The 25,428-nt window shown below is 33.5% G+C and carries 28 protein-coding genes; 12 read left to right on the plus strand and 16 right to left on the minus strand.

What is annotated here, in order from left to right; all coding sequences use genetic code 11:
* The first annotated feature begins 49 nt into the window (after positions 1 to 49).
* The 6 genes from CA2559_RS08810 to CA2559_RS08835 are packed head-to-tail and all read left to right on the plus strand — an operon-like array spanning position 50 to position 6,296.
* Positions 50 to 1,588, plus strand: a complete 1,539-nt coding sequence (locus CA2559_RS08810; protein ID WP_013187526.1) for a YifB family Mg chelatase-like AAA ATPase — start codon at positions 50 to 52, stop codon at positions 1,586 to 1,588.
* A gap of 40 nt (positions 1,589 to 1,628) precedes the next feature.
* Positions 1,629 to 2,777, plus strand: coding sequence for a DUF2891 domain-containing protein (locus CA2559_RS08815; RefSeq protein ID WP_013187527.1), 1,149 nt, complete (start codon positions 1,629 to 1,631; stop codon positions 2,775 to 2,777).
* The gene (locus CA2559_RS08820; RefSeq protein WP_013187528.1) at positions 2,774 to 3,985 is read left to right on the plus strand and encodes an Nramp family divalent metal transporter; all 1,212 of its coding nucleotides are present in this window, start codon (positions 2,774 to 2,776) and stop codon (positions 3,983 to 3,985) included. The genes CA2559_RS08815 and CA2559_RS08820 overlap by 4 nt, the downstream gene beginning before the upstream one ends.
* On the plus strand, positions 3,982 to 4,728 hold the full coding sequence (locus CA2559_RS08825) for a LamB/YcsF family protein (RefSeq protein WP_013187529.1): 747 nt from the start codon (positions 3,982 to 3,984) through the stop codon (positions 4,726 to 4,728). The genes CA2559_RS08820 and CA2559_RS08825 overlap by 4 nt, the downstream gene beginning before the upstream one ends.
* Entirely contained in the window at positions 4,718 to 5,449 is a 732-nt protein-coding gene (pxpB, locus tag CA2559_RS08830) for a 5-oxoprolinase subunit PxpB (RefSeq protein ID WP_013187530.1), read from the plus strand. Before CA2559_RS08825 ends, pxpB begins: the two co-directional genes overlap by 11 nt.
* A complete protein-coding gene (locus tag CA2559_RS08835) occupies positions 5,406 to 6,296 on the plus strand; it encodes a 5-oxoprolinase subunit C family protein (protein ID WP_013187531.1) in 891 nt (296 codons plus the stop codon). Before pxpB ends, CA2559_RS08835 begins: the two co-directional genes overlap by 44 nt.
* A gap of 5 nt (positions 6,297 to 6,301) precedes the next feature.
* On the opposite strand, the gene CA2559_RS08840 is transcribed toward CA2559_RS08835, so the two are convergent.
* Positions 6,302 to 7,675 (minus strand): aldehyde dehydrogenase, encoded by a 1,374-nt coding sequence (locus tag CA2559_RS08840; protein WP_013187532.1) that lies wholly within the window; start codon positions 7,673 to 7,675, stop codon positions 6,302 to 6,304.
* 9 nt (positions 7,676 to 7,684) lie between these two features.
* A complete protein-coding gene (locus CA2559_RS08845) occupies positions 7,685 to 8,674 on the minus strand; it encodes a hypothetical protein (protein ID WP_148232797.1) in 990 nt (329 codons plus the stop codon).
* 45 nt (positions 8,675 to 8,719) lie between these two features.
* Between CA2559_RS08845 and CA2559_RS08850 the strand changes: the two genes are divergently transcribed.
* The 3 genes from CA2559_RS08850 (at position 8,720) to CA2559_RS13930 (ending at position 10,476) form a co-directional block, all read left to right on the plus strand.
* Complete coding sequence (locus tag CA2559_RS08850) at positions 8,720 to 9,253, plus strand: hypothetical protein (protein WP_013187534.1); 534 nt, start codon at positions 8,720 to 8,722, stop codon at positions 9,251 to 9,253.
* Positions 9,254 to 9,360: 107 nt separating this feature from the next.
* A complete protein-coding gene (locus CA2559_RS08855; RefSeq protein ID WP_013187535.1) occupies positions 9,361 to 10,164 on the plus strand; it encodes a TIGR00266 family protein in 804 nt (267 codons plus the stop codon).
* A gap of 114 nt (positions 10,165 to 10,278) precedes the next feature.
* Positions 10,279 to 10,476, plus strand: coding sequence for a hypothetical protein (locus tag CA2559_RS13930; RefSeq protein ID WP_013187536.1), 198 nt, complete (start codon positions 10,279 to 10,281; stop codon positions 10,474 to 10,476).
* Positions 10,477 to 10,528: 52 nt separating this feature from the next.
* On the opposite strand, the gene CA2559_RS08860 is transcribed toward CA2559_RS13930, so the two are convergent.
* Both CA2559_RS08860 and CA2559_RS08865 read right to left on the minus strand, forming a co-directional pair.
* Positions 10,529 to 11,467 (minus strand): hydrogen peroxide-inducible genes activator, encoded by a 939-nt coding sequence (locus CA2559_RS08860; protein ID WP_013187537.1) that lies wholly within the window; start codon positions 11,465 to 11,467, stop codon positions 10,529 to 10,531.
* A gap of 108 nt (positions 11,468 to 11,575) precedes the next feature.
* Entirely contained in the window at positions 11,576 to 11,992 is a 417-nt protein-coding gene (locus CA2559_RS08865; protein ID WP_013187538.1) for a DUF2141 domain-containing protein, read from the minus strand.
* Positions 11,993 to 12,250: 258 nt separating this feature from the next.
* Between CA2559_RS08865 and CA2559_RS08870 the strand changes: the two genes are divergently transcribed.
* Positions 12,251 to 13,159: a TIGR01777 family oxidoreductase gene (locus CA2559_RS08870; RefSeq protein WP_013187539.1), complete on the plus strand. Its 909-nt coding sequence runs from the start codon at positions 12,251 to 12,253 to the stop codon at positions 13,157 to 13,159.
* On the opposite strand, the gene hisIE is transcribed toward CA2559_RS08870, so the two are convergent.
* From hisIE to hisG, 9 genes are all read right to left on the minus strand, one after another.
* Positions 13,156 to 13,776 carry a bifunctional phosphoribosyl-AMP cyclohydrolase/phosphoribosyl-ATP diphosphatase HisIE gene (hisIE, locus tag CA2559_RS08875; protein ID WP_013187540.1) on the minus strand — a complete coding sequence of 207 codons (621 nt, stop codon included), beginning with the start codon at positions 13,774 to 13,776 and terminating at the stop codon, positions 13,156 to 13,158. The two genes, CA2559_RS08870 and hisIE, sit on opposite strands and share 4 nt — an antisense overlap.
* A 44-nt stretch (positions 13,777 to 13,820) precedes the next feature.
* Positions 13,821 to 14,576: an imidazole glycerol phosphate synthase subunit HisF gene (hisF, locus tag CA2559_RS08880; protein WP_013187541.1), complete on the minus strand. Its 756-nt coding sequence runs from the start codon at positions 14,574 to 14,576 to the stop codon at positions 13,821 to 13,823.
* Between the two features lie 43 nt (positions 14,577 to 14,619).
* Positions 14,620 to 15,351, minus strand: a complete 732-nt coding sequence (gene hisA / locus CA2559_RS08885; RefSeq protein ID WP_013187542.1) for a 1-(5-phosphoribosyl)-5-[(5-phosphoribosylamino)methylideneamino]imidazole-4-carboxamide isomerase — start codon at positions 15,349 to 15,351, stop codon at positions 14,620 to 14,622.
* A gap of 3 nt (positions 15,352 to 15,354) precedes the next feature.
* Positions 15,355 to 15,939, minus strand: coding sequence for an imidazole glycerol phosphate synthase subunit HisH (gene hisH, locus CA2559_RS08890; RefSeq protein ID WP_013187543.1), 585 nt, complete (start codon positions 15,937 to 15,939; stop codon positions 15,355 to 15,357).
* A 141-nt stretch (positions 15,940 to 16,080) separates the two neighbouring features.
* Positions 16,081 to 17,214 carry a bifunctional histidinol-phosphatase/imidazoleglycerol-phosphate dehydratase HisB gene (gene hisB / locus CA2559_RS08895; protein WP_013187544.1) on the minus strand — a complete coding sequence of 378 codons (1,134 nt, stop codon included), beginning with the start codon at positions 17,212 to 17,214 and terminating at the stop codon, positions 16,081 to 16,083.
* 141 nt (positions 17,215 to 17,355) lie between these two features.
* Positions 17,356 to 17,598 carry a GIY-YIG nuclease family protein gene (locus tag CA2559_RS08900; protein ID WP_013187545.1) on the minus strand — a complete coding sequence of 81 codons (243 nt, stop codon included), beginning with the start codon at positions 17,596 to 17,598 and terminating at the stop codon, positions 17,356 to 17,358.
* A 42-nt stretch (positions 17,599 to 17,640) separates the two neighbouring features.
* Entirely contained in the window at positions 17,641 to 18,696 is a 1,056-nt protein-coding gene (gene hisC, locus CA2559_RS08905) for a histidinol-phosphate transaminase (protein WP_013187546.1), read from the minus strand.
* The gene (gene hisD / locus CA2559_RS08910) at positions 18,689 to 19,978 is read right to left on the minus strand and encodes a histidinol dehydrogenase (protein WP_013187547.1); all 1,290 of its coding nucleotides are present in this window, start codon (positions 19,976 to 19,978) and stop codon (positions 18,689 to 18,691) included. Before hisD ends, hisC begins: the two co-directional genes overlap by 8 nt.
* 2 nt (positions 19,979 to 19,980) lie before the next feature.
* Complete coding sequence (gene hisG / locus CA2559_RS08915) at positions 19,981 to 20,838, minus strand: ATP phosphoribosyltransferase (protein WP_013187548.1); 858 nt, start codon at positions 20,836 to 20,838, stop codon at positions 19,981 to 19,983.
* Positions 20,839 to 21,161: 323 nt separating this feature from the next.
* On the opposite strand from hisG, the gene CA2559_RS08920 reads away from it, so the two are divergent.
* Both CA2559_RS08920 and CA2559_RS13590 read left to right on the plus strand, forming a co-directional pair.
* Complete coding sequence (locus tag CA2559_RS08920) at positions 21,162 to 22,160, plus strand: OmpA family protein (RefSeq protein WP_013187549.1); 999 nt, start codon at positions 21,162 to 21,164, stop codon at positions 22,158 to 22,160.
* Positions 22,161 to 22,172: 12 nt separating this feature from the next.
* Positions 22,173 to 22,721, plus strand: coding sequence for a hypothetical protein (locus CA2559_RS13590; protein ID WP_013187550.1), 549 nt, complete (start codon positions 22,173 to 22,175; stop codon positions 22,719 to 22,721).
* Here CA2559_RS13590 and CA2559_RS08930 read toward each other — a convergent pair.
* Genes CA2559_RS08930 through hutI form a run of 3 tightly spaced genes read right to left on the minus strand, consistent with a single transcriptional unit; the run spans position 22,718 to position 25,394 of the window.
* The gene (locus CA2559_RS08930; RefSeq protein ID WP_013187551.1) at positions 22,718 to 23,173 is read right to left on the minus strand and encodes a GNAT family N-acetyltransferase; all 456 of its coding nucleotides are present in this window, start codon (positions 23,171 to 23,173) and stop codon (positions 22,718 to 22,720) included. The genes CA2559_RS13590 and CA2559_RS08930 overlap by 4 nt on opposite strands.
* Complete coding sequence (locus CA2559_RS08935) at positions 23,170 to 24,159, minus strand: formimidoylglutamase (RefSeq protein ID WP_013187552.1); 990 nt, start codon at positions 24,157 to 24,159, stop codon at positions 23,170 to 23,172. Before CA2559_RS08935 ends, CA2559_RS08930 begins: the two co-directional genes overlap by 4 nt.
* The gene (gene hutI, locus CA2559_RS08940; protein ID WP_013187553.1) at positions 24,159 to 25,394 is read right to left on the minus strand and encodes an imidazolonepropionase; all 1,236 of its coding nucleotides are present in this window, start codon (positions 25,392 to 25,394) and stop codon (positions 24,159 to 24,161) included. The genes CA2559_RS08935 and hutI overlap by 1 nt, the downstream gene beginning before the upstream one ends.
* Positions 25,395 to 25,428 lie beyond the last annotated feature (34 nt).

The raw sequence follows: 25,428 nt of genomic DNA on the forward strand, positions 1-25,428 counted from the left end.
CGGAGCATTCTTTTTTTATTTTCACTACTTTTAAAGAAAACAAGCACACATGCTCATAAAAGTATTTGGTAGTGCAGTCTTTGGCGTAGAGGCTACAACTATCACTGTAGAGGTAAATGTTGACAAAGGCATTGGTTATCATTTAGTAGGTCTTCCAGATAAAGCAATTCAAGAAAGTAGTTATCGTATAGCAGCAGCATTAAAAAATGTAGGCTACAAACTTCCAGGTAAAAAGATCACCTTAAATATGGCTCCTGCAGATATGCGAAAGGAAGGATCTGCGTACGACCTAACTTTAGCATTAGGAATCTTAATCGCATCGTCTCAAATAAAAGCAGAACAAATAGCAAAGTATATTATAATGGGAGAGCTTTCGTTAGATGGCTCTTTACAACCTATAAAAGGCGCATTACCTATAGCTATTAAGGCTAGGGAAGAAGGCTTTGAAGGTTTTATATTACCTAGTCAAAACGCAAAAGAAGCTGCTATTGTAGATGGCCTAAAAGTGTATGGTGTGGATAACATATCTCAAGTAATCGACTTTTTTGATAGAGACATTAAACTTGAGCAGACTATTATTGATACGCGAAAAGAATTTTACAAAATATTGGATCATCCAGAATTCGATTTTGCCGATGTAAAGGGACAAGAATCAATTAAACGCTGTATGGAAATTGCAGCTGCTGGTGGTCATAATATAATTCTTATAGGTCCGCCAGGTTCTGGAAAAACCATGCTATCAAAACGTTTGCCATCTATCTTGCCGCCAATGTCTTTAAAAGAAGCTTTGGAAACAACTAAAATTCATAGTGTTTCTGGTAGAATGAGAGAGCATTCTGGTTTAATGGCAGAGCGACCATTTAGAAGTCCACATCATACTATTAGTGATGTTGCTCTTGTAGGTGGTGGTGCGTACCCACAACCAGGAGAAATTTCTTTATCTCATAATGGTGTATTGTTTTTAGATGAGTTACCAGAATTTAAACGAAGTGTTTTAGAAGTAATGAGGCAGCCTCTTGAAGATAGGGAGGTTACTATCTCGAGAGCTAAATTTACAGTAACCTACCCATCAAGTTTTATGTTGGTTGCCAGTATGAATCCTAGTCCTGGCGGTTATTTTAATGATCCAGATGCGCCGGTAAGTTCTTCTCCAGCAGAAATGCAGCGTTACTTAAGTAAAATTTCCGGACCACTATTAGATAGAATAGACATTCATATTGAAGTTACACCTGTGCCTTTTGAAAAACTAACAGATGCCAGAAAAGCAGAAAGTAGTGTTGAAATAAGAAAACGTGTAACCAAAGCTAGAGAAGTGCAAACTGAGCGTTTTAAAGACCTAGATACTATACATTATAATGCGCAAATGGGAGTACGTCAAATTAGAGAGTATTGCAAACTAGATGAAGCCTCGATGCAGTTATTAAAATCTGCAATGGAGCGTTTAAACCTATCTGCAAGGGCGTACGATCGTATTCTTAAAGTTGCAAGAACTATTGCAGACCTAGAAGCTTCAGACGAGGTTACAGGTACACATATTTCAGAAGCCATACAATACAGAAGTCTTGATCGTGAAGGTTGGTTAGGCTAGCTATTATTTCTTATTTTTAGAACGTAATTTATACACAACTATGAAGCATCTTTGTTCACTAGCATTATTACTTGTAATTTTTAGCTGTAAGAAGTCTACTACAGATTTAAATAATTCAACTTCCGAAACAGATACAACCTCTATTATAGATGATGTTGCTGGTACTCTAGAGGATGAGCCTGTAGTGCTAACGTTGGAGCAAGCTAACAATCTTGCTAACTTACCATTGTCTTGTGTTAATACAGAATATCCAAATAAATTAGGGCAAACCTTGGCAAGTAAAGCAGATATAGCGCAACCTAATGAGCTTCACCCAGCATTTTATGGTTGTTTTGATTGGCATTCATCTGTACATGCGCATTGGTCTATGGTATCTTTGTTAAAACAATTCCCAGACTTAAAAAAAGCGGAAGCTATAAAAGAGACGCTTCAGAGTAACTTATCTAAGGAGAATATTATAGCTGAGGTAGAGTATTTTAAAAAAGAACACAATAAATCTTATGAGCGTACATATGGTTGGGCTTGGGTTTTAAAGCTCTCTGAAGAATTACACACTTGGGAATCTCCTATGGCAAAGGAGTTAGAAGAAAATCTAAAACCGCTTACTAATTTAATTATTGAGCGCTATAAGGAGTTTTTGCCAAAGTTAAATTACCCTATTAGAGTTGGTGAGCATACAAACTCGGCTTTTGGTATTTCATTTGCATTGGATTATGCTAAAGCAACCGAAAATGAAGAGTTTGCAAAGCTCCTGAAAGTAAGGTCTAAAGATTTTTATTTAAATGATAACTCTTGTCCTATAACTTGGGAGCCTAGCGGCTATGATTTTTTATCGCCTTGTCTTGAGGAAATAGATGTTATGAGGCGAGTACTGCCAAAAGAAGCTTTTTTGCTTTGGATGCAAGACTTTATGCCGCAATTATTAAATAAGGATTTTACTTTGGCTGTTGGCGAGGTTTCAGACCGTAAGGATGGTAAACTTGTGCATTTAGACGGTTTAAACTTTAGTAGAGCTTGGGTTTTGTATGGTTTAGCAAAGCAATACCCACAAAAATTTGGGCATTTAAGAGCTTTAGCTAATCAACATGTAAATCATTCGTACCCTAACTTAGTGGGAGATTCTTACGAAGGTGGTCATTGGTTAGGAAGCTTTGCTATATATGCTTTGAATACTTCGAAAATGGAATGAAAAAATTCCTAGATAACATAGGTCCTTCAGTTGTATTAACCGCTGCATTTATTGGTCCTGGCACAATTACAGTATGTACATTGGCTGGTGTTAATTTTGGATTTTCATTATTATGGGCTTTATTAATAGCAATTTTCACGTGTATTATATTACAAGGTATGACTACACGGTTAGGGATAGTTACGCAACGTGGTTTATCTGATGTAATAAAAGATCAACTCAAGTCTCCTTATGTAAAATGGCCTGTTATAGTCCTCATTTTTTCTGCAATAGTAATAGGAAATGCAGCTTATGAGGCTGGTAATATTAGTGGTGCTTCACTAGGGTTACAAGGTATTTTTCCTTCCTTAGTTTCAGATAGCTTTAATAAAGGAGCTTTACTTATAGGTATCATAGCTTTTGTATTGCTTTATTTCGGAAACAATAAGCTGTTGGAGCGCACCTTAATTGCGTTGGTGGTAATTATGAGTATTTCATTTATTATCGCTATGGTAATTACAGGACCTAATCTTATTGATGTTTTAAAAGGGCTTTTAGTGCCAAATTTAACTTCAGACAATATTTTAACTGTTGTCGCTTTGTTGGGCACCACTGTAGTACCTTATAATATCTTTTTACACACTTCTTTAGTTTCAGAAAAATGGAAAGACACAACATCGCTTTCTTGGGCTAGAAAAGAATTAATTGTAGCCGTCTTGGTTGGTGGCGTGGTTTCTATGTCTATATTAATTTGCGCAGCATCTTCAGGGCTTACAAAGGTAAATGCAGTGACAGATTTAGCAGAAGGCCTAGCGCCTTTATTTTCAAGCTTTGCATCATTAGTTGTAAATATTGGTTTAATTGCTGCAGGTATAACATCTGCAATTACTGCACCGCTTGCGGCAGCCTACGTAGCAAAAGGTTGTTTTGGTTGGGAAAAAGCACAAACATCCTATAAGTTTAGATTGGTCTGGATGTTTATTTTGCTTACAGGTATATTTTGTTCGTCATTAAAGATAAATCCTATCGAAATTATAAAGTTTGCACAAATAACCAATGGTATAGTGCTTCCGTTGGTAGCCATTCTCTTATTATGGTTGGTAAATAATAAATCTTTATTGGGATCTTATAGAAATAATGCTTTACAGAATATTTTAGGGGTATTAATAGTAGGATTAACTGTTGTTTTGGGAGTTAAGTCTATACTTAAAGTTATTGAGGTGTTATGAAAACAATAGATATTAATTGTGACTTGGGAGAAGGTGGTTTGTATGATCATAAACTTATGCCATTAATTACGTCTTGCAGTATTGCATGTGGAGGTCATTTTGGTAATATAGATACTATGAACTCTGCTGTAGTTTTGGCCAAGCAACATCAGGTTAAAATTGGAGCACATCCTTCTTATCCAGATCATCAAAATTTTGGTCGGGTATCACTTAAAGACATGCCAAAGCAAGACCTTAAAGACTCTCTCCTAAATCAGCTCCATACATTAAATGATATTGCTAGTTTTCACAACTATCCATTAACTCATATAAAACCTCACGGAGCACTTTACAATGATGCTAATGTGGATGAGCCAATAGCAAAGTTAATTATTGAAACAGTCCAAGAGTTTAACTCTGAAATTCCAATTTTTGTTGCACCAGAATCTATTATATCAAAAATAGTTAAGGGAAAAATTGATATGATTACAGAAGGTTTCGCAGATAGATCTTATAATACAGATTATACTTTAAAATCAAGAAAATTAGATGGTGCAGTTTTAAAATTGAAAGAAGAGGTGTTGCGTCATGTATTGCAAATTTTAAAATACAATAGAGTAGAAGTGTCAAAAGATTCATTTATTCCAATTACAATTGAAACGCTTTGTATGCATAGTGATACTGAAAACTCAGTTAAGTTACTTGATGATTTGCATAAATTTCTAATAGAAAATTCAATTAAAATTGAACCTTATGGGCATTGAAAATATTCTTATAAAACAGTATTCTCAACGTTCAATATTACTTACTTTTGAACAACCTGCAGATGAAAACCTGCTTAAAAAGCTTGTTAGATGTAGGCAAATTATCAATGAAAAATATTTTAAATCTATACTTTATATAAATTTAGGATATAACTCATTATTAATAAATTATGTATCGACTATAGATAAGTTCTATAGTCTTAAAAATACGCTTTTAGAGCTAATAAGTGAAGCTAAGCTTAGTGGTGCCTCACAACAACATAAGATTTTGTTGCCAGTATGTTATGATGAGAGTTTTGGACTAGATTTAGAAGAGCTTTCAGAACACACAAATTTGTCTATTAAGGAAATTATTAAGCGACATTCTTCTACTGAGTATTTGATTTGCTTTTTAGGTTTTTTACCAGGCTTTCCTTACTTACTAAATTTAGACAGCTCTTTATATTGCCCTAGAAAATCTTCTCCTAGGCAAAACGTGTTAAAAGGTTCAGTAGGTATTGCAGGACAACAAACCGGAATTTATCCACAAGAATCTCCTGGCGGTTGGCAAATTATAGGGAACTGCCCAATAAGTATATTTGGGAATTATTGGCAAAATTACTCTCCATTTTCTATCGGTGATAAATTACAGTTTTACAGTGTAAGTTTAGATGAATATCATCAAATAAAACACGATTTTGAGACGCATAATTTTAATCTTAAAAAAGAAAAAGTTGGCTAAACTAAGTGTTATTTCATCTGGTATTTATAGTTCTATTCAGGATTTAGGACGTTATAATTTTACACATTTAGGCGTCCCAATAAGTGGTGTTTTAGATACATATTCTGCTCAATTTGCAAACTTACTTTTAGGTAATACAGCAACAGATGCTGTAATCGAAATAACCTTTTCTGGTGCTACTTTTTTATTTAACGCACCAACTCAAATTGTAATTTCAGGAGCAAGAACAACCGTTAAAGTAAATGATAAGAGTTTTAATCAAGATCAAGTAATTTCAGTAAAAAAGAATGATGTCTTAAAAATTGGCAAATGTACATTGGGGTTTAGAACTTACTTAGCTATTAAAGATGGTTTCAAAACCAAGGAGTTTTTAGGTAGTCGTAGTTTTTATAAACCTGTTAGTGAATTGTCAACGTTAAGTGACAATGATGAGTTAGAATATAACGATTATACAACTCAAGAGACTGTACAACAATCTTCTGTTAAGTTTCAAGAATCTTATTTGTCTAAAACAACTATAAAAGTTTATAAAGGTGTAGAGTTTGATTTGCTTACAGATAGCGTTAAAGCGAAGTTAGTTAATCAATTAACTATAAGTGCTGCAAGTAACAGAATGGCATATCAATTTGATGAAACAATACAATGTTCTGTTTCAGATATTTTAACGGGACCTGTTTTACCCGGAACAGTGCAGCTTACACCAAGTGGAAAATTAATTGTGCTAATGAGAGATTGTCAAACTACTGGTGGTTATGCTAGAGTATTGCAAGTATCTGAAAATGGATTAAATTGCTTAGCTCAAAAGCCCTTAGGTAGTAAGATAAAGTTTCAGATTGTAGACTTTTAACTTACTTATGTCCATTTTAATACACTTTTAATCCATTTTAATTTATTCTTGTAAGGTGCGTATTTTAAAGGGATGTCTATCCAAGTTCCTCTTTTAACTACAGATTTTTTGTGAGAAAATGTTTCAAAAGAACGCTTGCCGTGATAAGCTCCCATACCACTTTGACCAACGCCTCCAAAGGGTAAATTTTTATTTACAAAGTGAACAATGCTGTCATTTTTAACACCACCACCAAAACTATATTTTTTTAATAATTTATCAGCAAAAGCTTTTTGTTCTGCAAAGACATAAAACGATAAGGGTTTGTGGTAATGAGATACATACTTGTGTATATCTTCTTCTGTAGTATAAGATATAATAGGAAGTATAGGACCAAAAATTTCAGTCTCCATAGCATTACTGTTCAATGCTGGTTCATCTAAAAGTGTAGGACTAATGTATAAATCTTCTTCATTGGTTGTGCCACCACAAATTAGTTTTGAGTCTTTAAGCATCTTGCTAAGACGCTCAAAGTTTCCTTTGTGGCTAATTCTAGCAAAATCTGGAGATTGCTCTGGATCACTGCCATAAAACGCTTCAATTTCTTTTTTAAGTGCCGTAACTAATACTTTTTTAATACTTGTATGTACTAAAATATAGTCTGGAGCAATACAGGTTTGGCCTGCGTTAATAAATTTACCCCAAACCAATCGCCTTGCTGTCGTTGCTATCTTAGCACTTTCATGAACTATGCAGGGATTTTTACCACCTAACTCTAAAGTGACAGGTGTTAAATGCTCTGCACAAGCTTTAGCAACAATAGTTCCTACTCTAACACTACCAGTAAAAAATACATAATCCCAAACTTTAGAAAGTAATTCTTGTGATACATCTTTATCGCCTTGTACAACAGTTACGTGCCCTTTATCAAACACTTTAGCTATAATACTAGAAAGAATATTAGCAGTATGTAGTGTAAGTTCGCTAGGCTTTAAGATAACGGTGTTTCCTGCAGCAACAGCACCAATTAATGGCGCAATGGCTAGTTGAAAAGGATAATTCCAAGGTGAGATAACTAATGTGTTGCCATATGGCTCTTTATAAATATAAGCTGAAGACGGAAAGTTAAGTAGGGAAGATGTTACCTTTTCTGTTTTACTCCAAGATTTTAAATTACTTATAAATTCATCTAGCTCTTTTAGTATGATAGAGGTTTCAGTAATTACTGCTTCAAAATATGGCTTTTTAAAATCTAAGTGTAACGCTTCACAGATGGCGTTTTCTTGAGCAGTTATTTCTTTGCGCAACTTCTTTAATGCAGCTAACCTGAAGGAAATAGGAAGTGTTGCTCCAGTTTTAAAATACTGTTTTTGTGCGTCTACAACGTTGGTAATATTCATATATTAAATTTAGTAAAGAGAATCTCTCATCTTAAACCTTAAGATTTCATTATATGTGAATTGCTCTACATTATCATTAGTTTGCATTAACAGCATAATATTTTCTGCAAATCGATTAATATCGTTCTCAGAAAGTACAGGTCTTATAAAGTTAATATCAGCTTCAAATTTATTCTTAGAATAATGTCTTTGTAATGCATCTTTTCGCATTTGTTTTGTAATTATAATATCTTTAATCTGCGTATTAAGTTTGAGATCACTAGTAATAGTCTCCACCAATTCATCTTCAGGATTACTATAAATTTTTATAGCACTAAGAGGTAATTCTAATCCTAATATTTCACGATTAGAAGCTATTTTAGCACCGCTATTTGTGGTTCTCCAATTATTCCAATTTGCCTCTAAGCCACCAATTGGTATAATGCTTACCCACATTTTAAATGAAGATGGTATGTAGTTATTATCTAAAATCCAAAGATAGCTGTCACCAGGTGTTGTACCTCCAGAAGTGTAAGTAACTAAAAGTGCTTTGTTGCCGTTATCTAATGTAATAACCTGTCTGCTTGTTCCTTCATCAAATATTTTAAAAGGTGCCAACACCCAAAACGAATCGTTATTAAAGTGCTTTAGTGCTCTTTTTATAACACTCTCCCGCTCTTCACCTTGAATGGTGAGGCCATTTTTAAAAACATTACTTTGTGAAGTGTCTATTAAATTGAGATTTACTTTATAATCTTCCCAAGTGCATATTGCTAACTGTGCTCTTTTGTCAAGTTTATAGGATGTTTTTCTAAAACTCCACTCTACGTATCTAGCTTCCAGGTAGTCTGGTTCATTTACAGCATTTAAAACCTTACACGCTAATGCATCTGCCTCTTTTCCACTTTTACCCTTAGGAAGTGGCTCATTGTATAATGCATAAATTATAGCAAAGCCAATAATTAGCAAGACTATTATTATACCTATAAACTTGAGTAAGACACTGAAGAATTTTCGCATGACTTATAGAATTTCTGTATTTTAGAAGCTTAAAGATAATGACAAATGAGTAAACAAATTTTAGGAATAGGTAGTAGAATTAATCACGAAGAATTAGGCTTTGGTGTTGTTACCAATGTAGATGCATCTCAATATTGGGTTACTTTTCAAAACGATGGTGTTGAGACCATTCCGTTAGATGATAACTTTGAGGTAATTGAAGCTATAGAAGACGAGTTAGATACTGTAAGTTTTTACGAGGTAGAACGAAGCTTAAGGTCTATTTTAAAACAGTACAGTGATGTTTCTGAAATAGTGCCTATTGCAGATAAGTATAAAAAAGGTACAATGACCTTATATCCTGAAGACCGTACAATGTCCTCAAAAGACATTCCTATTAGTACATTCTTTCATAAAATAGTCTTGTTAAGAGATAGGCTGAGAGTTATGGAACAAAAGATTAACGCCCATAAAGGTTTAGATGACCAAGATAAGGTAGACTTGCAACAATATATTACAAGAATTTACGGAAGCCTTACCACGTTTAATGTACTGTTTAAAAATAAAAGTCAGCATTTTAAAGGAGAAGGAAAAAGCTAGAAACCAGCATAGTGTCACTAAGATTAAAACTTTGAGACTAAATATTTTGTAACATTTTATTTAAGCTACGTACTTATAAATGTAATCAATCAAAAAACAATCATTTTATGAATGCACATGAAATAGACTACCATATTTACGGTGAAGAAATGCAATATGTCGAAATAGAGTTAGACCCTCAAGAAGGTGTAATTGCAGAAGCCGGTAGTTTTATGATGATGGATAGCGGTATTAAAATGGATACCATTTTCGGTGATGGCTCTGAACAAAACAAAGGATTTTTAAAAAGTATTTTGGGAGCAGGAAAGCGCCTACTTACTGGAGAAAGTCTTTTTATGACTGCTTTTTATCATGCAGAAACTGCTGGAAAAAAACGCTTAAGTTTTGCATCTCCTTATCCCGGAAAAATATTACCTATAGACCTTAGCCGTTTTGGCAATAAATTTATTTGCCAGAAAGATGCATTCTTATGTGCGGCTAAAGGTGTTAGTGTAGGAGTGGAGTTTAGTAAAAAACTAGGAAGAGGATTTTTTGGTGGCGAAGGTTTTATTATGCAAAAATTAGAAGGTGTTGGTATGGCCTTTGTCCACGCAGGAGGAACTACTGCTCAAAAAGAACTAGCGCCAGGAGAAACTCTTAAGGTAGATACAGGTTGTATTATTGGCTTTACTAAAGATGTAAATTACGATGTCGAGTTTGTAGGCGGAATAAAAAACTCATTATTTGGTGGCGAAGGTTTATTTTTTGCAACACTTACAGGTCCTGGAACTGTGTATGTACAATCTTTACCATTTAGTAGGCTTGCAAGTAGAGTATGGGCTGCAGCACCACAAGGTGGCGGTAAAGATAAAGGAGAAGGAAGTATACTTGGTGGTTTAGGTAACTTGATAGATGGTGACAACAGATTTTAAGTATTCAATTTATTAACAATCGTTTACAATGTAATTTTTTTGTACTATATTTAAGTAATCTAAATAAGACGCCTATAAAAAACCACTACCTACCTAACTAAAAACTAATGTATTATGGCGAGAGCTATGTTTGAATACACTAAAACAATCCTTAATAAGGTTAGTTTTGATGTACAGTTGTTCTGCAAGGAAGTTCAGAAGGCAATTAAAAGGCTGTTACCTCATGAGATTGAGGAATTAAAATTATTTATAGAAGGACTTACCAAGGACAATCCAAATTTAAATCAGTGTTTGATTTATCTTACACCATAAAAAAATCCCGCATAATGCGGGATTTTTTTATGGTGTATAAAAGAGCAAAATCTTATTTAGATATAGGACTTATTATCTGAACATTTTGAAATGTAATTGCACCTTTTACAACACCTGCAATTACAGATTGTAATGCTTCAATTATTTGCATTTTAAGTTCACTCTTATGATATATAATACTTACCTCTCTAGCCGGAATAGGATCTGTGAACATTCTTAAATGAGACTTGTCTTGGTCCCTTAAATCTAAAGTATGTAGGTAAGGCAATAACGTCATACCCAAACCTTCATTAGAAAGTTTTATTAACGTTTCAAAACTACCGCTTTGTAAGCTAAAACGGTCTTCCTCATACCTATCTGCCATCTTACACAGGTTTAAAATACCATCCTTAAAACAATGACCATCTTGTAATAATAAGATATCTTCAACATCTAAATCTGTAGGATCAATTTTAGTTTTTCCCTGTAATCTATGGTTGTTAGGAACATAACCTACAAATGGTTCAAAGTATAAAACTCGTTCCTTAATTTCTTCATCTTCTAATGGTGTTGCAGCTATTGCAGCATCTATATGTCCTTCTTTTAATTGCTCAATTATAGCTTCTGTATGCAACTCTTCAATAGAGAGTTTTACTTTAGGATATTTCTTAGTAAAATTGCTAAGGAACATAGGTAATAGTGTAGGCATAATTGTAGGAATTACCCCAATTTTAAATTCGCCGCCAATGTAACCTTTTTGTTGGTCTACAATATCTTTAATACGATCACTCTCATTAACTATATTTCTAGCTTGAGCTACGATCTTTCTTCCCACATCGGTTAATTCGATTGGTTTTTTACCTCTGTCAAAAATTTGAATATCCAGTTCATCTTCAAGCTTTTGTATTTGCATACTCAACGTTGGTTGTGTTACAAATACTTTTTGTGCAGCTTTTGTGAAGTTTTGATGTTCTGCAACAGCAAGCACATAATTAAGTTGGGTAATTGTCATAATGATTGTTATAGACTTCAAAAATAAGAAAGCTATCAATAATACTTATGAAAAGCTATGTTAAGATTGGTGTTTTTCTATAGAAATAAATCAATTATAACAACAAATTTAAAATCGAATTGCAATTGATTGATTCTCTTCTCCAACAATAAACTTAGAATCTGACCAAACTGGAGGACCAAAAGACATGTCGTTGTTAGATGCGCCATAACTTTCTTTAGGCATTCCGTTTGTATTAAAATCCATAGTCCCATTTTCATTTTCATCATGAATAGCTAAAACAGCATATTCACCTTTAGCAATACCAGTAAACGTAGCTTTAATGTGACCATCTACAATCTTAGCTTGAAGCGATTTTACAGGCTTTAATTTCATAAAAGTGTCTTCACTATGAAGCGCAACTAAAACCACACCATTGTCATTTTTAACGTTGTTAATAGTAACTTCTAAATTGGTAGTTTCGTTTTGAGCAGAACAAATATTTCCGAATACTAGTAATACAATAGCAAATGCAAGAGTTTTCATGAGTTGTTTTTTTAAATTATACCTGTAAATTTATAGTTTGCATTTTCATTGTTACATTTAAAATAACTCAGTTGTAAAATTTAAGGACTCAACTGTATATTTGGTTAGACAAGTATTAAATTAAGCAATAGGACTATCCATTAATTTAAGATAGTTTTTTGTATTTGAGTTAAATGCGTTAAATGTTTTCTAAAGCCATTAAATATTATGGTTTGTATTATAATCTAAGTTAATTTTATAGCAAACTTATTACCCCAAATGAAATTATTAATTACAGGCGCTACAGGATTAATCGGAACACATGTTACAGCCGTTTGTCATGAGCGTGGTTATACTGTAAATTATCTTACAACAGATAAGGACAAAATTGAAAATAAGCCTAACTATAAGGGATTTTACTGGAATCCTAGGGAAGGTGAAATAGATGTTTCTTGTTTTGAAGGTGTAGACGCTATAATTAACTTAGTTGGGGCCAATATTGCAAAGCGTTGGACAGAGTCTTACAAAAAAGTGATTATAAAAAGTAGAACTGAAACTGCAGAACTTCTTTTAAAATCTTTATCTCAGCGTGAGCATAACGTTAAGCATATTGTGTCGGCTAGTGGTATAAGTATTTATCCAAGTTCTCTCACCAAATTTTATACAGAAGAGCATAAAGAAGTTGATGATACTTTTATTGCAGATGTTGTTGTTAAATGGGAAGCTGCTATTGATGCTTTTGAAACCATAGGTATAGATGTAGCAAAACTGAGAATAGGGTTAGTATTAGCCGAAGAAGATGGTGCATTGCCTAAATTAGCACAGCCTGTTAAACTTGGTGTTGGTGCTCCTCTTGGTAGTGGGAAACAGTGGCAATCTTGGATTCATATAGACGATTTAGCGAGAATGTTTGTACACGTTGTAGACCAACATTTAGATGGTGTTTATAATGCAGCTACATCTAAACCACAGACAAATAAGGAGATTACACAGTATATTGCAGAAACCCTTAACAAACCACTTTGGCTACCAAATATTCCAAAACCTGTTATAAAATTAATGTTGGGTGAAATGGCTACCGTAGTTTTAGGCAGCCAAATGGCTAGCAATCACAAAATAGCTTCAACTGGTTTTGTTTATGAATACCATCACATTAAATTAGCTCTGGAAGACTTACTTAAAAATTAGTGTCTGCCTTTTAGTACAGCCTCGATATCCTTTAAGCTAAATCCTTTAGCTTTTAAGAGAATTAAATAGTGGAATAATAAATCTGCGCTTTCATTTAGAAATAAGTCGTCGTTATCATCTTTGGCTTCAATTACCGTTTCAACAGCTTCTTCGCCTACTTTTTGAGCTATCTTATTTATACCTTCATCAAATAATGAAACCACATAACTCTTAGCATCTTTACCACGTTGTTCTGGAGCAACTTCTGAAATTTCTTTACGTTCACTTATTATAGTTTCTAATTCTGAAAGAAATCCAAAATTCTGAACATTCTTCTCATTCCAGCAAGTATCATTTCCTTTATGGCACGTTGGCCCTTTAGGTTTTGCCTGAATTAACAATGCATCTTGATCACAATCTACTTTAATAGAAACCAATTCTAAAACATTACCACTTTCTTCGCCTTTTGTCCAAAGACGTTGTTTGCTTCGGCTAAAAAAAGTAACCTGCTTTAGTTCTTGTGTCTTTAATACTGCTTCATCATTCATATAACCAAGCATTAACACATTCTTAGTTTCAGAATCTTGTATAATTGCTGGAACCAAACCGTTTGTATATTTATCAAAATTAATTGTCATAGTTTCTTCTATCTTTAGTCGTCTTACTTACTTTATTTTAAAATTTAGAGTCTTACAGCAATATTATCGGCCTGTAAGGCTTTCTTTAAATCAACAATTTCAATCTCTTTAAAGTGAAATACGCTTGCTGCTAATGCTGCATCACTTTTCCCTAAGTGAAAGGTGTCTTTAAAATGCTGAATACTTCCTGCACCACCAGATGCAATAATAGGTATAGTTAATTCTTCTGAAAGCTTACGTAACGCTTCATTAGCAAAACCATCTTTTGTACCATCGTTATTCATTGAGGTAAATAAAATCTCACCAGCACCGCGCTGTTCTACCTCTTTAGCCCAAGTAAATAAATTGAGTTCTGTAGGTACTTTACCACCAACTAGGTGCACCATCCATTCGCCATTAACTTGTTTAGCATCAATAGCTACTGTTACACATTGACTCCCAAATTTAGCCGATAAGTCATTTATTAACTGCGGATTTTTAACTGCCGATGAATTAATTGAAACTTTATCTGCGCCATTTTGAAGCAGGATATCTACATCTTCAACACTTGAGATGCCACCACCAACAGTAAAAGGTATATTTACTTGTTCTGCAACTTGAAGGACAAGCTTAGCCAATGTTTTTCGTTTTTCTTCTGTAGCAGAAATATCTAGAAATACCAATTCATCTGCACCTTCAATAGCATAGCGTTTCGCGAGCTCAACAGGATCTCCGGCATCTCGTAGCCCAACAAAATTAACACCTTTTACAGTGCGGCCATCTTTTATATCTAAGCAAGGAATTATTCGTTTTGTTAACAAGGGATTAGGTTTTAAAGATTAGGAATTTGCCTCTTCTAATTTCTTAATTTGAATTTAAAATGAAGGATTCAAGTTGCTTTAAAGAGATTCTATTCTCATAAATTGCTTTACCAATTATAGTGCCCTCACAACCAATTTCGGCTAATTTTGGAAGTTCATCAAATGTTGAGATTCCTCCTGACGCTATGAGTTTAAGATCATTTTCGGTTTCATTTAAAATACGCTTATATAAATTAAATGCTGGTCCTTCAAGCATACCATCTTTAGAAATATCTGTACAAATTACATAGGCTATGCCTTTATTTTGATACTCATTTATAAAAGGAATTAAAGCTTTGTCACTTTCTTCTAACCAGCCAGAAACTGCAATCTTTTCATCCATGGCATCTGCACCTAAAATAATTTTATCTGCACCGTAGGTATTTATCCAAGACGAAAATGTTTCAGGGTTTTTAACGGCAATACTACCTCCAGTAATTTGTTTTGCACCACTTTCAAAAGCAATTCTCAAATCGTCATCGGTTTTTAGACCACCACCAAAATCAATCTGTAAAGAGGTGTTTGTGGCAATATTTTCTAAAACTTTGTGATTAACAATATGCTTAGATTTTGCACCATCTAAATCTACCAAATGCAAATATTTAATGCCGTGATCCTCAAATCGTTTTGCCATGTCTAAAGGATCTTCACTGTAAATTTTTTTAGTAGAGTAGTCGCCTTTACTCAATCTTACGCATTTACCTTCTATAATATCTATTGCTGGAATAATTCGCATATGCTATAGGTTTAAGAAATTTTTTAAAAGTTGTTCTCCGTCATTACTACTTTTTTCAGGGTGAAATTGCACACCATAAAAATTGTCTTTTTGTAAAGCAGAACTATATTGTATTTGATATTCGCTTGTTGAAATAGTTTCAGTAGAAATAGGAGCGTAGTAGCTATGTACTAAATACATAAAACTATGCTCTGAAACTTGTTGAAATAACTCAGATTTTAAATTGGTAATTGTATTCCACCCAATTTGGGGCACTTTTACTAAGGTTGAATCGAATTTTAAAACATCAACATCAAAAATACCAAGACCTTCTGTTTGTCCTTCTTCAGTATAATTACACATTAACTGCATACCTAGACAGATTCCCAAGACAGGTTGTTTTAATGTAGGTATTAGTTTGTGCAAACCAGTTTCTTTCAGCTTCTTCATTGCAGAACTTGCTTCACCAACACCAGGAAATATAACCTTGTCGGCTTTTTTAATCGTTTCGGTATCATTAGACAAAATCGCCTCAACACCTAGACGTTTAAATGCAAACTGAAGGCTTTTTATATTGCCTGCACCATAATTAATTATTACTAGTTTCATAATAAGTAAGAAGTATGAAGTGAAAGGTTTGAGGTTATTATTTTTGAATACATAGTATATCTATATTGTTTGTGCAGTTTTCATTGAATTAGCTATTAAAGCAGTAAGCTCGATAGATCTTTTTACTTACAGCTTTTAACTTTAAAGAACACCTTTAGTACTAGGCAACACCATCTTTTCTACATCACGTTTTACTGCCATTTTAATACTTTTTGCAAATGCCTTAAAAATAGCTTCAATTTTATGATGTTCATTCTGGCCTTCTGCCTTTATGTTAAGGTTAGCTTTTGCACCATCACTAAAGCTTTTAAAGAAATGTATAAACATTTCGGTTGGCATATCACCAACGTGCTCTCTGTTGAACTCTGCGTCCCAAACAAGCCAGTTTCTACCTCCAAAATCTATGGCAACTTGTGCTAAACAATCATCCATAGGTAAACAGAATCCATAACGCTCAATACCCATTTTGTTACCTAATGCATTGGCAAATACTTCGCCTAAAGCAATGGCTGTATCTTCAATTGTATGGTGTTCATCTACTTCTAAATCGCCATCTACTTTTATATCTAAATCCATAGCACCGTGTCGAGCTAATTGATCTAACATATGATCGAAAAACTTTAGACCTGTATCTATATTACTATTTCCTTTTCCATCAAGATTAAGTGTTATGTTAATCTTAGTTTCGTTGGTGTTTCTAGTAATTTCATAGGTTCTGTTTTTTAATTTTAAAAACTCGTATATACGTTCCCAATCATTAGTTTCAATAGCAATATGTTGCTCCAATTCTTTTTCTGAAGTTGATATTTCGCCTGTTCCTAAATTGGTGTCGTCGTTTATAAAAATGCCTTTAGAACCTAAGTTTTTAGCAAGCTCCATATCTGTAAGCCTATCACCTATGACAAAGGAGTTTTCTAAATCATAGTCTTCAGAAAAATACTCAGTAAGTAATCCTGTTCCTGGTTTTCTGGTATCTTTATTTTCGTGCGGAAACGTACGGTCTAAAAAGACTTTATTAAAGGTGACGCCTTCATTTTCAAAAGATGTCATAATAAAATTATGGACAGGCCAGAAGGTGTCTTCCGGAAACACATCTGTTCCTAAACCATCTTGATTAGTGATCATAACCAATTCGTAATCTAGTTCCTTAGCTATTTTTCCTAAAAATGTAAATGCTTTAGGGTAAAATATCATTTTCTCAAACGCGTCAATTTGCTCATCTACAGTTTCTTTAATGATTGTGCCGTCTCTGTCTATGAATAGTACTTTTTTCATATTCTGAAATTTTCACCCTGAACTTGATTCAGGGTCTTTTTAAACTTAACTGAGTGGTTTTTGAATACTTGTTTCAGTTAATATTATTAATTTTTAAATATCAATTGTTTTTAATTCTGGATTTACTGATTTTACTAAATTTCATTTCCAGTCTTTATGCCAATTTTTTAATTGCTTCTCTCTTTGTTTTGCTTGTTTTTTAATGTCAAACTTTTCATAATAAACTAAGTCGTGAACATTATACATTTTTGTAAAAACTGCACCTGTCCCTTTTTTATGCTTTTCTAACCTTACTTTTAAATTTTCAGTGTAACCAATATACAATACACCTCTGTTTTTGTTTGAAAGTATATAGCAGTAATAGATTTTCACTTCATCATTCATAACTAATTTAGTAGGTTGTATTCAAAAGTTCCTGAAACCAGTTCAGGATTTCGAAATTGATTTCAAAGTTGTAATCAATTTCTCATTTTCAGAAGCTGTACCAACCGTAAATCGTAATGTGTTTTCACAAAGTGGTTGGGTACTTCTATTACGTATTACAATTCCGTTTTCAATAAGTTGCTTGTAGCGTTTATTAGCATCATCAACCTTCACCAGAATAAAATTTGCATCTGTTTTATAACTATGATTTATAAAGTTAATTGTGTTCAATTGGTTCATAAGCTTTTCTCTTTCAGAGATTAGTTTTGTTATTTCTAGTTGAACATTTTCTTCTTCTAAAATTCGTTTTAAAGCCACTTGCTGCGTTAATACGTTAACATTATATGGTGGTTTTATTTTGTTTAGAATAGAAATGATTTCTTTAGAAGCAAAGCACATACCCAACCTAATTCCTGCCATACCATAAGCTTTAGATAAAGTTTGAGTCACAATTAAATTTTGAAATTCTTGTAATCGCGTCGTCCAACTTTCAGCTTCAGCAAAATCTATATAAGCTTCGTCTATTACTATAATACCATTAAAGCTACTTAAGATTGTTTCAATAGCTTTTGAAGCGATTAAGTTTCCAGTCGGATTATTAGGAGAGCAGATGAAGATAAGTTTTGTATTTGCATCTACTTCAGCCAAAATAGCATTAACATCTAACTGAAAATCATCTACAAGTAACACCTCTTTATTTTCTATTGCATTGGTATTTGCCAACACCTTATACATACCGTAAGTAGGTGGCAATGTGATGATGTTATCCCGATTTGGTTCACAAAATGCTCTAAAGATTAAATCTAAAACTTCATCGCTACCATTACCTAATAGAATCTGATTTATAGGAACACGTTTTACAGAAGATAGCTGAGTCTTCAAATTTAATTGTTGTGGGTCTGGATACCTATTTACTTTGGTCTCAAAGGGATTCTCATTGGCATCTAAAAATACCATATCATCTTCAAAATCTGTAAACTCATCTCGAGCAGAAGAGTAGGCACTCATCGCTTTTATATTCTCTCGAACTAAGGTATCTAAGTTAAAATCTTTATTCATTGTCTAGAGATTTTAAACGTAATGTTACCGCATTTTTGTGTGCCTGTAAGCCTTCTGCTTCTGCCATAAGCTCAATAGCATTACCAATGTTTTGGATACCGGTTTTAGAAATTTCCTGAAACGTCATACTCTTCATAAAACTGTCTAGGTTTACACCACTATATTGTTTGGCGTAACCATTTGTAGGTAACGTATGATTGGTGCCACTTGCGTAATCTCCTGCACTTTCTGGTGTGTAATTTCCAATAAATACTGAGCCTGCATTTTGAATACCATTTACAAAAAAGTCATTGTCTTTTGTACATACTATAAAGTGCTCTGGACCATAAGTGTTAATGAGATCTAATGCTTCTACATTATCTTTAACTAAGATAGATTTTGAATGTTTTATAGCAACTTCTGCAATATCTTTTCTTGGGAGTTCTTTAAGTTGATTTGATATTTCTGCCTCGACATCTTTTATAAGATCCATAGAGGTACTCACCAAAATAACCTGGCTGTCTTTGCCGTGCTCTGCTTGGCTTAATAAGTCTGAAGCTACAAAAGCAGCATTTGCAGTATCATCTGCAACAACTAACAATTCACTTGGGCCTGCAGGCATATCTATAGCTACATTAAATTTGGTAGCCAATTGTTTAGCGACTGTTACAAATTGATTTCCTGGACCAAATATTTTATAAACTTTTGAGATAGACTCTGTACCGAATGTCATACCTGCAATAGCTTGAATGCCACCAACTTTATAAATTTTAGAAATGCCACAAAGATTTGCGGTGTATAAAATAGCGGGATTAATCTTTCCTTTTTTATCTGGTGGCGTGCACAGCACAATCTCCTCACAACCTGCAATTAAGGCAGGAACAGCCAACATTAAAATGGTTGAAAAGAGTGGTGCTGTACCACCAGGAATATATAAGCCTACTTTTTGAATAGGTCTTTTTTCTTGCCAACAACGTACACCTTGCGTGGTTTCAACTTCTATTTTTTGGGTACGCTGTGCTTTGTGAAATAACTCTATGTTAGACTTTGCCAATGTAATGGCTTGTTTTAACTCTTCTGAAACAAGAGATTCTGATTCCTTAATTTCTAAGTTTGAAACTTCTAATTGATTTAGTTTAATGCCGTCAAAAAGTTCGGTATACTTTTTAATGGCTTCATCACCTTTAGAGTCAACCTCAGAAAAGATTTGTTTTACGGTGTCTTCAATATCTTCAACCGTTTGAGTAGGGCGTTTTAACAGGTCTTGCCAATCTTCTATTTTAGGATAGGATACAAACTTCATAATTACAAAACCATTTTTTCAATTGGTGCAACTAAAATGCTCTCTGCTCCAGCTTCCTTAAGATCATCAATTACTTGCCAAAATTCGTTATCCTTAACAACAGAGTGTAAAGAACTCCAACCTTCTTTTGCAAGTGGCAAAACAGTAGGACTGTTCATACCTGGCAGGATACCTATAATAGCTTCAATCTTATCATTTGGAGCATTTAGCAATACATATTTAGAGTTTTTGCCGTTTAAAACCGCACGCATTCTAAACTGTAACTTTTCTAACGTCTCTTTAGCTTCATTTGTTATTTTAGGTGAGACAGCTAACACAGCTTCACTTTTTAACATGACTTCAACTTCTTTCAAGTTATTTTTAAACAAGGTACTTCCACTAGAAACGATATCACAAATAGCATCTGCGAGACCTATATTTGGAGCAATTTCAACAGACCCGTTAATTATGTGCAAATCTGCTTCTATATTATGTTTGTTTAAATACTGTTGAACGGTATTTGGATAAGAAGTAGCAATGCGTTTGCCTTGAAAATCTGAAATACCATTGTAATCTTTTTCCTTAGGAATTGCCAGAGATACTTTACATTTAGAAAAGCCTAACTTTTCTGCAATTGCAATGTCTTCACCTTTTTCTATTAATACATTCTCTCCGATGATAGCTATATCTACAACGCCATCTCTTAGATATTGTGGTATATCACCATTGCGTAAATAAAAAACTTCTAAGGGAAAATTACGGGCGCTAGCTTTAAGTTGGTCTTTACCATTATCTATAGATATGCCACAATCTTTAAGAATTTGAAGAGAATCTTCATTTAATCTGCCACTTTTCTGAATGGCAATTTTAATAGTACTCATTGGTTACAGTTTATGTTTGAGAACAGTTTTGGCAAACGGATAAAATCAAAAAACCCGTTTGAATGTCTCAAACGGGTTTTAGATTTATAGTTTTTCACATACCAAATCTACATCGCTTGAGCGTTGCTAGAAAAATGGTGATGTGTATGTGTGTTTCTCATTATGGCAACAAAAGTAATATATATTACTGATTAATTATAGCTTATAACATAATTTTCACATTCGTTTATCAGAATAATCTGTCTTTTATCACATTTATCCAAATGTTAATATACAATTTGAAGACTTTTTATAAATTTATAAGCAGAACATAGGCATACTACATGAAAAACTTTTTTACGGCATTCTTATTCTTTTGTATTTGGGCAATTTTTGGAATGTGGTATTACAGCTGTGTTATAAAAGGATTGTGTAACGATATTAGTTTCTTTAATGAAACTAAAGCTACAGAACAGACAGCTGAAGAATTAAAATCCCAAGAACAAGCTAAGCTTAAACATTATAATGATAGTTTAGAAAGGGTTAGGCAAGACTCATTAAAGCAACTCGCAATTGAAACTGATAGGATAAAAAATAAGTTCACAAATGCTAATTTTCTTGGAACACTACAGCCAAGTGGTGATACTATATTTTATTATCCTAACCCATTAACGGCTTATAAAAATAAAGCCAACATTTACGTTCCACAACCAAATTTAGGGTTTATAACTAAAGCTGTAAATTACATGAACACCAATCCTAATACAGAGATGGTTGTTTATGGCGCATACAGTCCTACAACAGAGCAAACAACCGATTCTTTAGGAATAGCAAGAGCCAATTTCTTAAAAAATAGAATTTTAAGGTATGGTTTAAATGAGCATAGAATATCTACCAAAGCTATTGAACGCCCATTAGAGTTTGATACTCGTGGCAGAAATTATGAAGCCATTGTTGTGGAGTTTAAACAACTTTCTTCAGCCAAGGTTGAAGCTATAGAGGAAAGTGTGACCAATAAAACGCTATATTCCTCATTTGCACAACAGAATTTTAAACCAGATGCAACACTAAAAAGTTATGCGCTTGAATTAAAGTCTTACTTACAGAAACACCCAAATAAGCGAGTAAGCATTGTAGGGCATACAGATTTTGTTGGAGAAGAGGAAGATAATTTATGGATTGGAGAACAACGAGCTAAATTAGTAATGAAATATCTAATATCAATAGGTATAGATGCTAATAAAATGACAGCAAGCTCCAAAGGAGAATCTGATCCTAAGTTTCCAAATACAACAGATGCTAATAGAGCAAAGAACAGACGTATAGAAATAAAAGTGAATTAATTAAATAAGCCCATGTTTGAACAGTTAAACCCTTTAGCAAGATCTACTGCTTGGTTAGAGATATTTATACTAATGTTTGTTGCCTTTCTTATTGGGTATCTTTTTGCGCGTTGGTATTACAAGAAAAAGCTTGAAGAAGCCTCGCAATATTCTTATAATGCTACAGCAGACAGGCAAATAAACACTGCTAATACTGCAAATAAGGTTGAAAACTACGATACAGATATAATTACACCAGGAAATATAAAAGCAATAAAAACTAGAGAGCGCTCTGGAGCAGCAGTAGTTAATAGAGCTGCACCTCTGGAAAAACCAGAATTAGATTTTTCTGTAATTGGTCAAGCAGATATCGCTGACAAAGATGATCTTAAAAAAATAAGTGGTGTAGGACCATTTATTGAAGAAAAGCTTAATAGTATAGGTATATATACGTATGAACAGATAAGTAAATTTAGAAAGGAAGATATAGAAAATGTAACCGCATTAATTGAGTTTTTTCCAGGTCGTATAGAACGTGATAATTGGAAAGGACAAGCAGAGGCATTACATAAAAATGCCTAGTTAATTATATATTCCATTTTAATATTTGCTCTTTCATAAGCAACACCTTCTTCTAAGGGCACTTCTTTAAAGCCAAATTTTCTATAAATATAAATGGCATTTTCTAGTTTAGTGTTGGAGTATAGGATTACTTTCTCTAAGCCCATTACTTTTGCCTCGTTTAAGCAGTGTGTCATTAATTTCTGCCCAATTTTAAGACCTCTTAAATTAGTGTTTACAGCCATTTTAGTAAGTTCAAAAACAGTATCTGTAACTTTCATAAGAGCTACAGTTCCTGCAACTTTATTATTGTGTAAGCTAAAGAAAATCTTTCCGCCTTTATCTAAAATATATTTATCTGGATTAGAGAGCACTTCATTGTCATAATCTTCAACATAAAAAAATGTCTCTAGCCACTCAATATTTAGCGCTTTAAAATCTTGAGCGTATTTAGGGTTGTAATCTATAATCATTGTTGTCTAATAAAATCTGAAACCATATAACTAATGGCTTTTCCAGTAGGGTAGTACTCAGATGGTTTTGCCTCGCAAATATGTAAATAGTGACACGTATTATGTGTAATACTTTCGGCAATACATTGCCTAATAGTTTCTAAAGACATACCACTTGGAGTTTGTGCACTGCTAGGAAACCCCGAAATGGCATCACAATCTATTTCTAAACCAAAAGCTGATTTAGAAATTTGGTTTAAAGCTTCTTTATAAGATTGTATGGCAATAGTATCACTCAAAATATCATCAAATAACGTGTAGTCTATAAATTTTGAAGCATTCATAGATTTAAATATATAGTCTGGCGTATAATTTTTGTGCAATCCAAAAATGTGATAAAAATTTAAATAGCCTTGTTCTTGTGCATAACTAAATCCGTTACCACTATGTCTATAATTTGTAGTTCTTAAATCTGTGTGAGCATCTATATTAATAACATTAATAGGATTAGAAATAGCTTCTGAAGCACCTTTAATATTTCCGTAGGCATTATTATGACCGCCACCAATTATGATAGGGATTTTCCCTAAGCTTATAATTGTCTTGACCAACTGAGAAACCTCTGCATCTATCTCAATTAAAATATCATGTAATTTAGCTGAAATGTTCGGGTCATTATCTTCGATATGCGAAGCTTTTATAAGCCAGTTTTTACAATCTATTTCGCCAAGTAACAAAACATTTTCTGGTGTGTTAAATTGGTTAACTTGTATATTTAAGAAAGCATTTAAAAATGTATTGAAAGCGTTTTTAGTACCACTTTTACCTAAATTAGCACGAACACCAATATCTTCTGGAATGCCAAAGATTACGTATTTGGCAGTGCTTTCTTTCAATGTTTCTAAAGAGTTTACTGTACCAATACGCTCACCAAATTTAATTTCACCTTTTCGTGGAGAGGTGTACATTTTTAGATCTTCTGTGCTAAATATTTTTAAATGTTTCACTATAAAATCTTTCCGTTAACAAATACTGAAGCAATACAATTTTCACCAAAACTGTATGGTAAATACCCGTAACTTGGAATTGGGTTTGTAAGAATTATATTAGCTTTTTTTCCTTTTGTAATACTGCCTACTTCGTTACTTAATCCCATAGCATAAGCACCATTAATAGTTGCTGCATTTATAGCTTCTTCTGGTGTCATATTCATTTTAATACTAGCAAGGCTTACCACCAAATTCATATTTCCGCTTGGTGTGCTGCCTGGATTAAAATCTGTTGCTAAAGCTAAGGGTAAGCCGGCATCAATTAATTTGCGTGCTGGAGTATAAGGGATACTTAAGAATAATGAACAAGAAGGTAAAGCTACTGGCATAGTAGTGGCGTTCTTTAATGCATCAATATCTTCTGCAGTCATAACCTCTAAGTGATCTACACTTAACGCACCTTGATCAACAGAAGCCTTTACGCCACCTATTGAATTAAATTGGTTTACGTGTACTTTAGGAGTAAGGCCGTGAGATTTTCCTGCAGAAAGTATATAGTTGGTGTCATCTAGATCAAAATATCCTTTTTCACAAAAAATATCTATATAGTCTGCAAGCTGTAGCTCTGCTATCTTCGGAAGCATTTCCTCGGCAATTAATTTAAGATACCCTTTCTTATTTCCTTTAAATTCTTTCGGTACTGCGTGAGCTCCTAAAAAAGTAGCTTTTATAGGAATGTTATATTTGTCTTTAAGTTGTTTAATAACCTTAAGCATTTTAAGCTCAGCTTCTGTAGTCAGGCCATATCCAGACTTAATTTCAACAGCGCCTGTGCCTAATGCCATAACTTGTTCTAAACGTTTAGCAGATTGTTGGTATAAATCTTCAATAGAGGTTTGTTGAAGCTTTTCTGCACTGTTTACAATTCCGCCACCTTTATTGGCAATTTCTTCATAAGACAAGCCATTTATACGATCTACAAATTCTTGCTCTCTGTTCCCTGCATATACAATATGTGTATGGCTATCACACCAGCTTGGCAAGACAAACCTACCTGTACAATCTATTTCTTCAAAATTCTTAGATTCTGGGAGTTGGGACATTGGTCCAAAATCTGAAATCACCCCATTTTCCATTAAAAGAAATGCATTGTCAATTTTAGGTAAATGCTTCATGTCTTTCCCAGAAACTTTATCAACAGTTGCCTCTCTAACTTGTAAAAGTTGCTTTATGTTTTTAAGTAATATTGCCATAGTGTAAAGATAGAAAAGCTTTAACGAAATAATA

It is taken from the genome of Croceibacter atlanticus HTCC2559 (assembly GCF_000196315.1).
GTDB classification, from domain to species: Bacteria; Bacteroidota; Bacteroidia; order Flavobacteriales; family Flavobacteriaceae; genus Croceibacter; species Croceibacter atlanticus.